The sequence below is a fragment of the Pseudomonas sp. B21-023 genome (assembly GCF_024749165.1).
Lineage (GTDB): Bacteria > Pseudomonadota > Gammaproteobacteria > Pseudomonadales > Pseudomonadaceae > Aquipseudomonas.
On record NZ_CP087190.1, the window covers coordinates 3,569,488 to 3,583,299 of the forward strand.

The window sequence follows — 13,812 nt, forward strand, 5'->3', positions numbered from 1 at the left end:
CACCACCAGCAAAGGGATGTGACGATGAACCCATCAGAGCAGGATCCACACCACCACGCCCAGCCAGCGCAAAGCCTGGCGCAACGGCGCCGACGCGGCCAGGGCGGGCTGCAGGCCAGCGCAGCGCCGCCGTGCCTGTCGGCCGCCCAGCAACGGCTCTGGCTGCACCAGCGCCTGGAGCAGGTCGGCGGCCTGTACAACATGCCCTGCGCCTTGCGCGTGCGCGGCGCCATCGACGTCGAGGCGCTGCGCCAGGCGATCGAGCTGCACGTGCAGCGTCACGCCGTGCTGCGCACGCTGATCGAGGACCGCGACGGCCAGCCGCAGGCACGCTGCGAACCGCTGCCGCGCCTGGAACTGCCGATCCTCGAGATGGCCGATGAGCAGCAGGCCCTGGACTGGCTGCGCGGCGAGGCCGATGCGCCGATCGAGCTGGACCGGGCGCCGCTGCTGCGCACCCACCTGTTGCGCCTGGACAGCCGCCATCACCTGCTGTCGCTGACCGTGCACCACATCGCCTGCGACGGCTGGTCGGTTGGGGTGATGCTGCGCGAGATCGGCCAGGCCTACGAGTCCCTGAGCCAGGGCCTGCCGGCATCGCTGCCAGCGCTGGCGGTGCAGTACGCCGACTACGCCCACTGGCAGCGCGAGTGGCTGGACGGCAGCCGGGTCGAGCGCCAGCTGGCGTTCTGGCGCGAGCGGCTGGCCGACGCCCCGGCGCTGCTGGCCCTGCCTCTGGACCATCCGCGCCCGGCGCAGCAGTGCTACACCGGCAAGACCCTGCGCCTGGCGCTGCCTGCCGAGCTGAGCACGCAACTGCGCCAGTTCGCCCGGGCCCAGGGGGTGACGCCCTACATGCTGTTGCTGGCAGTGTTCAACATCCTGCTGTCACGCTACAGCGCCAGCGAGGACATCCTCGTCGGCTCGCCGGTGGCCAACCGCTTCCCACAGGAGACCGAGGCGCTGGTGGGGTTCTTCGTCAACACCCTGGTGATGCGCAACCAGCCACGCGCCGAACTGGCCTTCGACGCCTTCTTGCAGCAGGTCAAGCAGCAGGCGCTGGCCGCCTATGCCCACCAGGACGTGCCGTTCGACCGTGTGGTGGAGGCCGTGCAACCGCCACGCAGCAACAGCCACGCGCCGCTGTTCCAGGTCGAGTTCGTGCTGCAGCAGGCCCTGGCCCGGCGCTTTGCCCTCGGCAGCGCCAGCGTCGAGCCGTTGCCGCGCGCCAGTGGTTTCACCAAGTTCGACCTGACCCTGGCGCTGGAAGACAGCCCCGGCGCGATCACCGGCCAGATCGAGTACAACGCGGCGCTGTTCGACGATGCCTTCGCCCAGCGCATGATCGGTCACCTGCGTACCCTGCTGGTCTCGGCCATCGCCACCCCAAAGGCGCGCCTGGCCGATCTGGAGATGCTCGACGACGACGAAAAGACCTGCCTGCGCCGCTGGGGCAGTGCCGGCCATGACCCCTTGCCCGACCGTCACCTGCTCACCTGGCTGGCCGACTGGGTGGCCGTCCAGCCCGAGGCCATCGCCATCGAGCACCACGACCTGAGCCTGAGTTACCTGGAGCTGGACCGTCTGGCCAACCGCATCGCCCACGCCGTTCGCCAGCAAGGCGTGGCCAGGGGCGAGCGAGTGGCGCTGTTCATGTCCCGCGGCTGCCACTACCTGGCGGCCATGCTCGCGCTGTTCAAGCTGGGGACGCCGTTCGTGCCCTTCGACCCGGACCAGGGCGCCGTACGCAACGGGCGCATGCTGCAACGCAGCGCACCAGCGCTGATCCTCTGCGACCCGGCCTGTGCGCCGGCGCTGGAACACCTGCAGGCGCCCTGCCCGACCCTGTGCCTGGAGCCGACCAGCCTCGAGCGCCACCCCGCCGAGTGGCCCCACGCACCGGCCAGCGAGCTGGGCGACACCGCCTACATGATCTTCACCTCCGGTTCCACCGGGGAGCCCAAGGCAGCCATGGTCAGCCACCTGGGCATGGTCAATCACCTGTTGGCCAAGGCCCACGACCTGCAGTTGCGCGGCGACGACTGCGTGGCACAGATCGCCGTGCAGACCTTCGACGTGGCAGTGTGGCAGTTTCTCGTCGCGCTCCTGCCCGGGGCGCGCACCCGCGTGCTCACCGGCCTGCAGGCGTGGGAGCCGCAGGCGCTGTGGGACCAGCTGGAGCACTGCCAGGTCAGCGTGGTCGAGACGGTGCCTTCGCACCTGGAGCTGCTGCTCGATGAACACCAGCGCCAACCCCGAGCACTGCCCCGGCTGCGCTGGATGATCAGCAACGGCGAGCCGCTGGCCACCGCCCTGGCGCGGCGCTGGTTCGAGCATTGCCCGGGCACCGCGCTGATGAACGCCTACGGCCCCAGCGAGTGCTCCGACGACGTCACCCACCTGTGCCTGTACGCCGCGCCTGCCGCCACCCAGCCGTACCAGCCGATCGGCCGCCCCATCGGCAACGCCCGCCTGTACGTGCTCGACGCCAACCTGCGGCGGGTACCGGCCGGGGTCACCGGCGAGATCCACATCGGTGGGCTGTGCGTCGGCCAGGGCTACTTCGGCGACCCAGGGCGCAGCGCCGAGCGCTTCATCGACGACCCGTTCTCCAGCCAGCCAGGCGGGCGCCTGTACAAGACCGGCGACCTTGGCCGCTGGGACGCCACCGGCCAGCTGCACATGCTCGGCCGTTGCGACTTCCAGCTAAAGATCCGCGGCTGCCGCATCGAGACCGGCGAGGTGGAGGCGGTGCTGCGCCGCCATCCAGCGGTCGAGCAGAGCCTGGTCATGGGCGCCAGCGACAGCAACGCCCAGCAGCAACTGGTCGCCTACGTGATCGCCCCACAGCGCCCGGCGCCTTCGGCCCAGAGTCTGCGTGCCTTCTGTCGGCAGCACCTGCCCGACTACATGGTACCTGCCGCGATCTGCCTGCTGGATGCCTTCGCCCTGCTGCCCAACGGCAAGATCGACCGCGCCGCGCTGCCACCGCTGGCCAGCTTCGCCCCGTCCGGCGAGGTGCCCTACCGCGCCCCGCGCGATCAGCGCGAGGCGCGCCTGGCGGCAATCTGGGCCGAGATGCTTGGCCTCGAGCGGGTCGGTATCGATGACAGCTTCTTCCTGCTCGGCGGCCATTCGCTGCTGGCTGTCGAGCTGACCAGCCGCTGCCGCGAAGTACTCGGCCAGGGGCTGGAGGTGCGCCACCTGTTCAACCACCCAAGCATCGCCGAACTGCATGACTACTGCGCCCAGGCGCTGGAGGAAACCGCATGACCCCGCAAGCCCTGGCCCCGAGCCAGATCCCCGAGTGGTTCGCCTACCAGCTGGCGCCGGAAAGCGCGGTCTACAACGTCAGCTTCAACCACTTTTTCCTCGACCGGGTCGACCGCGCAGCGTTTCTCGCCGCCTGGCAGCAGTTGCTCGACCGTCACGACGTGTTCCGCCTGCGCCTGGGCTACGCCGATGGCCGCCCCTGCCAGTTCCTGGGCGAGCCGCAGGTACTCGACCCGGCACAGCTGTTCATCGAACGCACCACCCTGGCCCCGGAACAGGTGCTGGCCGAACAGCAGCAACTGGCCCGGGCATACGCCCTGGCCCCGTTCGACTTTGCCAGCGAGGTGCTCTACCGCCTGCACCTGGTGGCGTACCCGGGCGATGAGTTCCAGCTGATCTTCACCGTGCACCACATCATCTGGGACGAAACCAGCACACTGAACCTGATCCGTGAGTTCGCCACGCTCTACGGCGCCGCCTGCCAGGGCCGGCAGGCACAGCTGCCGCCACTGCGCGGCAGCTTCCTCGACTACGCCAGACGCTGCAACGACGCGCTGCGCAGCGGCGAACTGGAGGTGCATCGGCAGTACTGGCTGCGCCAGTTCGCCGACCTGCCAGCACCGCTGGAACTGCCCACAGACAGGCCGCGGCCGGTGGTCCAGACCTACAACGGCAACACTGCCAAGACCTGGCTGCCGCGCGGCCTGGCGCGCGATCTGGGGCGTTTCTGCGCCAGCCGCAACAGCACCCCGTTCATGTTCCTGCTCAGCGTGCTGAACCTGTACCTGCACCGGGTCTGCGGCCAGGACGACCTGGTGCTCGGCTGCCCGATCGCCGGACGCTCGCCCCAGGACCAGGACAGCCTGGGCTGCTATGCCGTGCCCATGCCGATCCGCACCCGGATCGCCCCCGACATGACCTTCGCCACCTTGCTGGAGCAGGTCGGCGGCACGGTGATGGAAGCGTTCGAGCACTACCGCTACCCCTGCGTCAACGTGATCGAGGCCCTCGACCACCACAAGGACCTGTCACGACCCAAGCTGTTCTCGGTGATGGCCGGGGTGCAGAACGACAAGTCGGATTTCGTCAGTGTCGACCTCGGCCAGGGCCAGCTCTATCCGAAGGAGGTGTTCGCCGCCGAGAACCACGGCGCCCGCTTCGACCTGGCCATCGGCCTTGATCCGGTGGGCAGCGACGTGAAGTTCTTCTGCACCTACAACAGCGACCTGTTCGACGCCGACACCATCGAGCGTTTGCTCGACAGCTTGCAGACCTTGTTCCAGGCGACGATCGACGACCCGCACCAACCCTTGGCGAGCTACCCGTTGCTGTCCGCCGAGGCCGCGCGGCAGGTGCTGCGGGGCTTCAACCCGCCGACGCGGGCCGGCACCCCTGTGCCCGGCACCGTGCTCGAGCTGATCGAGGCCCGCTGCCGCCAGGCACCCACCGCCGCGGCCCTGGCCAGCGTCCACGGCAGCCTTGACCAGGCGGCCGTGGCCGGCGAGGTCGACCGCCTGGCGCGCGCGCTGGTCGCCAGCGGCGTTGGCGCCGGCCAGGCGGTAGGCGTGCTGCTCGATGGAGGTGCCGAAGCGGTCATTGCCCTACTGGCGGTGCTCAGGCTCGGAGCGCTGTACGTGCCGCTGCACCCGGACTGGCCACTGACCCGCCTGCGCGCGGTGGCCGACCAGGCCGGGCTGGCCATCCTGGTCAGCCGCGAGGCCCAGGACGAACAGGCCCACGCCCTGGGCGTACCGACCCTGTTCATCGAGCGCCTTGCGCAACAGCCTGCGGGCCAGCCCCGCCTGGCCAGCCAAGCCAGCGCCGGGCAACTGGCGTACTTGCTGTTCACCTCCGGCACCACCGGCCAGCCCAAGGGCATCCCCGTGCACCATGCCGGGTTGCTGGCGCTGATCGAGGCGACCCAGGCCAGGCATGCGCTGCAACCTGGCGAACGCATGCTGTTCTGGACCGCGACAACCTTCGACGCATCGCTGCTGGACATGCTCTGGCCGCTGTGCGCGGGCGCCGAGGTGGTGCCCTGGCCGCCGGGGCTGGCGCGCACCGCCGAGCACCTGCTGCAGGTATTGGAGGCGCAACGTATCGCCGTGCTGCAGACCGTGCCGGCCATGCTCGAGGCGCTGGTCGAGGCCGCGCGGCGCGGGGGGCGCCGCCTGCCGGCCCTGCGCCTGATCATCTGTGGCGCGGCGGCCCTGCACCGGTCGCTGGCCGAGCGCGCCCTGGCCACGTTCGACTGCCGCCTGGCCAACCACTACGGCCCCACAGAGGCCACGGTCGATGCCTTGTGGCACGATTGCGCGCAGCCCTGCGTCGGCGAACGGGTGCCCATCGGCCGGCCACTGCCGCATGTGCAGGCGTTCATTCTCGACCGCCACGACCAGCCCCTGCCGATCGGCGTTCCCGGCCAGTTGTGCCTGGCCTCCGCAAGCCTCAGCCCAGGCTACTGGCAGGCGCCGGAGCAGACCCGCCAGGCCTTCTTCAGCAAGGCCTTGCTGCCGGGCGAGGCGCCACTGCGGCTGTACCGCACCGGCGACCTGGCGCGCTTCGACGCCGAGGGCCAGGTGCACTACATCGGCCGCCTCGACCACCAGGTCAAGGTGCGCGGCAACCGCGTCGAGCTGGGCGATATCGAGTCGGCGCTGGCCAGCCACCCGGATGTAGCCCGCGCCGCCGTCACCTGGCAGGAAGACGACGGCGGCCGGCTGCGCGCCTTCGTCGAGCTGCGCGAGCGCCAGGTGGCGCGCATCGAAGCCCGCGGCCAGGTACTGCGCCAGTTCAGCGTGGCCCAGCGTCCGGAACTGCGGGTACACATGAACCTCATCCACCAGGGCACCTGGCCGCGCTACTTCGCTGGCAGCCAGGTGCTGACGCGGCATTGGCAATCGTTGTACAGCCTGTTCCCTCACTACCAGTTCTGCTTGGTCGACGCCGCCGACCAGGTTGCCTGCGTGGCCAACGGCGTGCCGCTGTACTGGGACGGCCAACCACAGACCGTGCCCGCCGGTTGGGACGCAGCCCTGCAGTTGGCGCTGCAACAGCACCAAGCGGGCATCACGCCGAACACCGTGGTCGGGCTGGCCGGCATCGTCGCCGAACATTGCCAGGGCCAGGGCCTGGCCAGCACCCTGGCCAAAGGTTTCCGGGCCCTGGCCAGACGCCATGGGCTGGAGCACTTCCTTGGCCCGGTACGCCCGGTGGGGATGCCCGTGGGCATGCCCGTGCAGCAATGGGCGGACAGCCGCGACGAGCAGGGCGAACCCCTGGACTTCTGGCTGCGCGTGCACCTGCGCCTGGGTGCCCGGGAACTGGGGGTGGCGCTGGAGTCGCAGCGTATCGAGGGCAGCCTGGCGCAGTGGCGGGAATGGACCGGCGCGCGCTTCGAGCACGCCGGCCCGTACCAGGTCGACGAGGCGTTGCAGCCGGTGCAGGTTGACCTGGCCAATGACCGCGCCTACTACCACGACCCCTCGATCTGGGTCGGCCACAGCGGCCTGCGCGAACCGACCCCGCCCGCCCCGCCATGCGACCCGGCGGCGCTGCGCCAGTACCTGGCCGAGTGCCTGCCCGCCTACATGCTGCCCGATGAACTGCTGATCATCGGCCAGATGCCCCTGACCGAGAACGGCAAGCCCGACCTGCGCCGCCTGCACAGCCAGGCAGTGCCTCACGACGCCCCGGCGAGCCAGGCGAGCACCCCGTTGCAGCAGCGGTTGCAGGCGCTGTGGCAGCGCCTGCTGGGCAGCGACGGCTTCGGTATCGACCATGACTTCTTCGCGCTCGGCGGCCAGTCGTTGAAAGTCATCGAGATGCTCGCCGCGGTCGAGCAGGCTCATGGCCACAAAGTGCGCCTGCAGGCGTTCTACCGCCAACCCACCATCCGCCATCTGGAACAGTTGCTGAAGGACCAGGAGCCGACATGTTCGAAATGACCCGACACCACCTGCGCCAGGTGCGCTACCGCTGGCTGAGCTGGCGTGCCGACCCGTTGTACCTGCTGTTCGAACGCATGTACCGCTGCGACCCTGGCGCCCTGCCCACGGTCACCCCGCACCCGAGCCAGCGCGGTTTCCTGCTGACCCAGTTCAGCTGCGCCGATTTCGCCCAGTACCGCGGCCGCGAGATCGCCTTCTTCAACCCGCGCCAGGTTGCCGTGTACTGGCTGCCCGGCGCGGCGCACAGCGGTGGCGGCCATGTCGCCGACGGCGACTACGAGGTGACGGTCGCCGGGCATGCGGTTCGCTGCCCGGTGCGCCTGCAGGTGCGCAAGGAGGCCCAGCGCACCTCGATTCGCGCGGTGGCCACCGACGCCCGACGCGCCGACCGGGTCCAGGGCGGCTTCATTGCCTTCGCCATCATCGCCCGCGAGCTGCGCTGCCTGGCCTTGCAGTGGCTGGAGCAGTTGCCCCGGCGCCTGGCCCAGGGCGGCGGCGGCCAAGGCTGGCGACAAGTGCTGGAGCAAGCCACGCAACTGGTGGGTGAAAGCGAAGTGCGGCGCCAGGCCGAGCGCCTGCTGCGCGACGGTGCGGCGCGATGACGCCCGCCGAGTTCAAGGCCCTGGCACGGCTTGAGCGAGCCAATGTGGTCAGCCTGCACCAGCGCCCGCTGCGCAGCGACCCGGCGGTGGTCGGCGCGCTGCTGGCCGGCTTCGACGCCGCAGACTCCCCCTTGTGGCCGCACGCCACTTGGCCGCGAGACCGCTGCGAGGGGCCCATGGGCGAAGGCTGCATCGGCGGCCACGGCGCGACCCGCTATCGCCTGGAACGCTACGTGCCGGGCCAGGAGGCGCTGTTCCGCTTCATCACCCCGCAAGGCTACCGGGGCGTGCATGGCTTTCGCATCCAGGCCCTGGAGGACGGACGCACCTGCCTGAGCCATTTCACCTGCCTGCGCCTTAGCCCGTACCACTGGCTGATGTGGCACCTGCTGGTGCGCTGGGTGCACGACGCGCTGATCGGCGACCTGCTCGATGGCGCTGAAGGCCACTTGTGCGACGGCGTGCGCCGGCACCGCCGTTGGAAGTGGCGGGTACACCTGATTCGTCATGCGCTGGGAGGCGCGCGTCTGCTGGCTGAAGCGGCCGGCCTGAAAAGGAGGAACCACCATGCAAGCCATTGAGATCCACCCGCGGTGGGCGGTCAACGACCTGTGCAAGGTCATCGTCGGGTTTCGCAACTACAGCACCCACGCCACCCGCTCGCGCTACGTGTCGTTCGCCGTGCTCGAGCAGCCGCGCATGTGCGAGTTGCTGGTGCGCCTGGCCCGCGGCCAGGTCGACGGCGACGCGGTGCGAGACTATCCGGAGCACCTGTTCGAACAACTGATCGACTACGGCTTCCTCGCCCCGCTCGACCGCCTCGGCTGGCGTGGCCAGGCCCGGCGCCTGTGGCGCGTGCTCGACAGCGGGCGCCTGCGCCGCGTGCCGTTTCGCGGGCGCGACTATCATGTCACCTCGCTGGTGTTCATGGCGTTCTACACCCAGCGCCCCGGGCAATTCCTCGAAGAGCGGGTGATCCTGCCCGCCTGGTCGCCGGGCTATGCCGAACACGCCTTGCGCATCGCCGCCAACGGCCTGGACGAGCCCGGCTACCGCGCGTTGCCAGGCCGGGTAAGGCGGCGGCTGGACAAGCACGGCCTGGTCACCGCGGTCGAGCGCCTGCCGCGGCGCGAGCGTTTCCTTGCCGAGCGCTGCCAGCTCGACCCGGCGCTGTTCGACGAACTGCCGGCCTACTATCGCCCGACGCTGCACAACGGCGGCCTCGACGGCCCTGGCCTGGCGCTGGTGCCAGGCCTCTACGAGCGCTTCGAGCAGGTACCTGAGGCCCTGCGCCGCCAGGTGGTCGACCCCGACTGGGCGCAGTCCTGCGCGCCGACCCTGTGGCTCGAGGACCCGGTCAAGGGCATCGTCGCCATGCGCTGGCTGACCGCGCAACAGCAGCAGGCCCTGGCCGCGCTGCGCGAGGGGCGCTTGACGCCGGCAACGCTCGACCCGGCCACCCGCGCGCTGTTCCTGCAAGCCGGCATCCTGCACGAGCCGGCCAGCCTGGACACGCGCCGCGAAGCCTGGCGAAGGCACCTGCAGACCTTGAGCGCACGCATGGCAGAGGACGGCTGCGTGACCTTCGAACAGGTGCTGCCGCCCCTGGAGCTGGCGATTGCCCGCCGCTACCTGCGCTTCATGATGGAGGGGCGCTTCCTGCTGCTGGACCGGGTCAACGGCAAGACCGAGCAACGCTTCTGGTGCCACCGCGACGCGTTTACCTTCTACCTGCACGGCATGGTCTGCGCCTTGCTCAACCAGGTCCTGCCCGAGCCCGTCAAGCCAGGCCACAACGCGCTGACCATCTACCAGGATGGTGCCACCCTGCCCCGCCACCAGGACGATGTGCAGGCATTCGCCTGGGTGATGTCGCTGCCCATCGAAGCCCGGCCGGAGCATGACCGCCAGCTGGCTTGGCCGATCTGCGTGGAAACCCCGCGCCAGGTTCACCAGGCACGCTTGCTGCCCGGCGACGGTCACCTCATCGACCCGCAGATGCCCCACTGGCGCGACAAGCTCGAACAAGGCCGGCTGGGCATTCTGTTCCTGTGGTTCGTGCCGGCCGACTACCGCGGTTTTGTCAATGGCAGCTGGGTGGCGTGAATCAGCCTCTTCGCCCCGGCCTTGCCGGGGCGAAGGTTAGCCAAACTAGCTGTTTAATAACTTTGCGTTTTACAGGAAACTTCAGAAATTGACCTGTCTTGCAAACTTTGCCGATGAACCACGGTCATAATACCCCTATACTTTCCCCGTGCCAGCGTCGCATATCCAGACTAGAGTATGAGTGCCTGGCCCGGTTCCAGGGTATGGAATTACAATATCAAGGAAGACCCCTCATGATCCGCAAGCAAATTGATTCATCGTGCAACTCCCCCTCCGTCAGCACCGCGGCCATGCCCTCGTCGCGTCACGAGTCGCCCGCCCGCTGAACCTGCCCACGCGCCCAGGCATATCAATGTCTGCGCAGGTTCAGGCAGCGCAGGCCGCCATCGCCTTTGGTTCACCCCGCGCCGGTGACGAGGATTGAAACGATGCACTTTCAGACTGTAAAAAGAATATTGCTCGTCGAAGATCATCCCTTGGTGGCCGATGCCACCCGAACACTCTTGTTGAAGATGGACAGCTCACTGAATGTATTCATTTGCGACAGTGCCCCCAGCGCCATCGAAACTTTCAAAGATCAACATGACTGGCATCGGATATTACTTGATATCAATGTGCCGCATGCCTGCGGGCTCTCCTTGGTGAGAACTTTCCATCGCCTGGGCGTGGCACAACGCTGTGCGGTGGTGACGGCCACCCACAATCAGGACTGGAGCGCGCAGGCTCAGGCCATGGGGCTGCTCGGCTATGTGGTCAAGGCCGCCAACCTGGAGGACTTCACCACGGCCATGCAGCAAATCCTGCAAGGCCGCAAAACCTTTCCGATCAGCGATGACCGCGCCCCCGCCAACGCCGTGCGCCTGACCCGCCGGCAGCAGGAGATCCTGCAGTTGCTGCACCGCGGCCTGGCCTCCAAGGAGGTCGCCGCCGAGCTGGGCCTGAGCCTGGGCACGGTGAACAACCATGTCACCGGCCTGATGCGTGTGCTGGGTGTGACCAACCGCACCCACGCGGTGTCCCGTGCAATGGACCTGGGGTATCTGCATGACTACGACACACCAACCGCTTGGCACTGAGGCGCTTGCCCTGCCACTGGCCAGGGCCCGCAGCCGCTCCTGGCGCGCCGCCCTGGCGGTGACGCTGGGCCTTTCGCTGCTTTTCGCACTGTTGGGCGGTGCCGTCTTGCAGCGTTTCAAGGCCGGATTGCTGGAAAACCTGCGCGGGGCCCAGCAGATCCTTGCCTGTGAAATGGTCGCGGGCCTGCCGCAGCACCTCGACGGCGACGCGCTCGCCCACTACCTCGACACCCACCTGGCACCGTCCCTGCGCGCCCATCGCCAGCTGTACCTGCTTGACGCCGAAGGGCACGTCGCCTACGCCGCCGCACGCAAGCCGTCAGCGGCCACCCAGGCGTTGGCGGATAGCCCGGCGTTCGGCCGCAGCCAGCATGTGCCGGTGGCCAGCAGCATCAGCGAGGACACCCACGGCGACAGCTACCTGCTGACCTTCCGCCGGGTGCCCGACAGCGACGTGACCCTGGTGCTCGGCAGCGCCCTGGCGCCGGTGCTGGCGCCTTACCAGAGCTTGGGCCGCCAGGCCTTGCTGGCGCTTCTGCTGGCCTGTGTGGCGGTGCTGATGGCTTTGCGCAGTCGCGCCCAGGAGCTGTTCGCCGAGATCGAACGCAACCTTGCCCAGTTGCGCGGCCACAACCAGGAGCTGTCGCGTCAGCGCCGCGAGCTGGCCTGCCAGGTCGACCGCGACTGCCGGTTCTTCCAGGAAGCCTCCCACGACTTCCGCCAGCGCCTGCACGCCATGCAGCTGCTGCTGCACACCGTGCAGCAGTGCGATGCGCACGAAGGCCGCGTGCTGCTGGGCAAGACCCTGTACGTGGTACTCAATCTGCAGGCCTACGTGCGCGACTTCCTCGACCTGGCGCGCCTGCGCGGCGACACGGCGCCACCCTGCTGCCAGGTGCTGCAGGCGCAGTCGCTGCTGCAGGAGCTGGAGCTGGGCTTCGAGGATGTCGCCCTGCAACGTGGCCTGGACCTGCGCGTGCGCGCCAGCGCCCTGAGCCTGCACAGCGACCATCATCGCCTGGCGCGGGTGATGGAGAACCTGCTGGCCAATGCCTGCAAGTTCGCCCGGGGCCGAGTCCTGGTGGCGGCCAGGCGCACCGGCCGCGGCGTGGCGCTGGAGGTGTGGGACGATGGCCCGGGTATCGCCAAGCAGGACCGCCAGCGGATCTTCAGCCCTTATTACCAGGCGGCGGACGGCCCTTGCCCGCCAGAAGGGGTTGGCCTGGGCCTGGCCATCGTCCTGCGCCTGTGCGCGATCCTCGGCCACGAAGTCAGTGTGCACGAACGTCACGGCCTCACCCTGGTTCGCGTGCATGTTCCCGGCGATACCGCGCAACCATGAGGAATTGCACCTGTCGCCACCGCTCCCGGCGCTCTAGCCTTCATCGCTGCGGCTCACCTGTACCACGGACCCTCCATGACTGAAACCACACTCGGCACCTGGTGCCGCGAAATCATCAAGCTGGCCACGCCGATCCTCGGCGTGCGCGTGCTGCACATCGCCGTGAACGTCATCGGCATGCTGCTGATCGCGCGCCTGGGGCCCGACGAGCTGGCCGCCGGTGCCCTGGTCACGGTGCTGTGCACCAGCATCCAGGTCATCGCCCTGTCGCCACTGCTGGCCACCGGTATCTGCATTGCCCGGCGCCTGGGCCAGGGCGATGCCGAGGGGGTGGGCATCGACCTGCGCCAGGGCTTGTTCATGAGCGTGGCCATCGGCATCCTTGCCGCCCTCGCGCTGCTGGCCCTGCCGACGCTGATGCCGCTGCTCGGCGAACCCCAGGCCCTGCAGGCATTGACCGCCGGTTACTGGCGCGGCATGGCCTGGGGCATGCTGCCCTTCATGTGTACCGCCTGCTGCCACCAGCTGTTCTTCCCAGCCGGCAAGGGGCGCCTGGTGATGCTGTTCAGCGCCATCAACCTGGGCGGCGTGCCGCTGCTTGGCCACGGTTTGCTGCAAGGCGCCTGGGGCTTGCCCGCGCTGGGCATGGCCGGCTGGGCGCACGCGGTGTCGGCGCTGAACTGGGTGATCCTGGCGCTGACCCTGGGCTACCTGGCCCTGGCCCCGGCCATGCGCCGCTACCGGCTGTTCACCCGTGAGCGGCTGTGGGCGCCGGATCGGCTCAAGGCATTCTTCGTCCTGGGGGTGCCGATCACCGTGCAGTTCGCCAGCGAGCTGCTGGCCTTCAGCCTGGTCAACATCATGGTCGGCTGGCTGGGCGTCGGCGCGCTGAGCGTGCAGCAGATCGTCATCCAGTGCGCCACCGTGGCGCTGATGATCCCGATGGGCGCCGGCCAGGCCTGCACGTTGCTGATCAGCCGGGCCATGGGCCGTGGCGACGGCCAGGCGGTGCGCCGCATCGGCCTGGCCGCGTCGCTGCTGGTCGGCACGGTGATGGCCGCGCTCGCCTTGGTCTACCTGCTGCTGCCAGGGCAGATCATCAACGCCTACCTTGATCCGGCGCGGGCCGACTACCCGGCCCTGGCAACGCTGGCCACCGGCATGCTGGCGGTGGTCGCCTTCAGCCAGGCCCTCGACGCGCTACGCAACCTGATGCTCGCGGCGTTGCGCGGGCTGCCCGATATCTGGGGCCCGATGTGGCTGAACATGGGGTTGCTGTGGGTGCTCGGCATGCCGCTGTGCTACCTGCTGGCGTTCCCCGGTGGCCTGGGCCTGTGGGGCATCAACGGCGGCCTGTTGGTGGCCTTCGGCCTGGGCGCGGTGCTGATGCTCAGCCGCTTCCACCAGCGCACCGCGCCCTTGGTCGGCGCCCACTCACGCCAACCTGTCCCAGAATAAGGAGC

General features: G+C 69.0%; 8 protein-coding genes. All 8 read left to right on the forward strand.

Translation table 11 applies throughout. From position 1 onward, the window contains the following. Nucleotides 1-24 precede the first annotated feature (24 nt). The 8 genes from LOY42_RS15880 to LOY42_RS15915 all read left to right on the forward strand — a co-directional run bounded on the left by LOY42_RS15880 (nt 25) and on the right by LOY42_RS15915 (nt 13,807). Nucleotides 25-3,273 carry an amino acid adenylation domain-containing protein gene (locus LOY42_RS15880; RefSeq protein WP_258598311.1) on the forward strand — a complete coding sequence of 1,083 codons (3,249 nt, stop codon included), beginning with the start codon at nt 25-27 and terminating at the stop codon, nt 3,271-3,273. Next, a complete protein-coding gene (locus tag LOY42_RS15885; RefSeq protein ID WP_258598313.1) occupies nt 3,270-7,220 on the forward strand; it encodes an amino acid adenylation domain-containing protein in 3,951 nt (1,316 codons plus the stop codon). The genes LOY42_RS15880 and LOY42_RS15885 overlap by 4 nt, the downstream gene beginning before the upstream one ends. Next, nucleotides 7,208-7,825, forward strand: a complete 618-nt coding sequence (locus LOY42_RS15890) for a hypothetical protein (protein ID WP_258598315.1) — start codon at nt 7,208-7,210, stop codon at nt 7,823-7,825. Before LOY42_RS15885 ends, LOY42_RS15890 begins: the two co-directional genes overlap by 13 nt. Then, nucleotides 7,822-8,406: an SRPBCC family protein gene (locus tag LOY42_RS15895; protein ID WP_258598317.1), complete on the forward strand. Its 585-nt coding sequence runs from the start codon at nt 7,822-7,824 to the stop codon at nt 8,404-8,406. The genes LOY42_RS15890 and LOY42_RS15895 overlap by 4 nt, the downstream gene beginning before the upstream one ends. Beyond that, a complete protein-coding gene (locus tag LOY42_RS15900; protein ID WP_139671587.1) occupies nt 8,393-9,931 on the forward strand; it encodes a hypothetical protein in 1,539 nt (512 codons plus the stop codon). The genes LOY42_RS15895 and LOY42_RS15900 overlap by 14 nt, the downstream gene beginning before the upstream one ends. A gap of 512 nt (nt 9,932-10,443) precedes the next feature. Further along, on the forward strand, nt 10,444-11,007 hold the full coding sequence (locus tag LOY42_RS15905) for a LuxR C-terminal-related transcriptional regulator (RefSeq protein WP_408981084.1): 564 nt from the start codon (nt 10,444-10,446) through the stop codon (nt 11,005-11,007). Further along, on the forward strand, nt 10,976-12,349 hold the full coding sequence (locus LOY42_RS15910) for a HAMP domain-containing sensor histidine kinase (RefSeq protein ID WP_139671594.1): 1,374 nt from the start codon (nt 10,976-10,978) through the stop codon (nt 12,347-12,349). The genes LOY42_RS15905 and LOY42_RS15910 overlap by 32 nt, the downstream gene beginning before the upstream one ends. 75 nt (nt 12,350-12,424) lie before the next feature. Next, entirely contained in the window at nt 12,425-13,807 is a 1,383-nt protein-coding gene (locus tag LOY42_RS15915) for an MATE family efflux transporter (protein ID WP_258598321.1), read from the forward strand. The last annotated feature ends 5 nt before the right edge of the window (nt 13,808-13,812 follow it).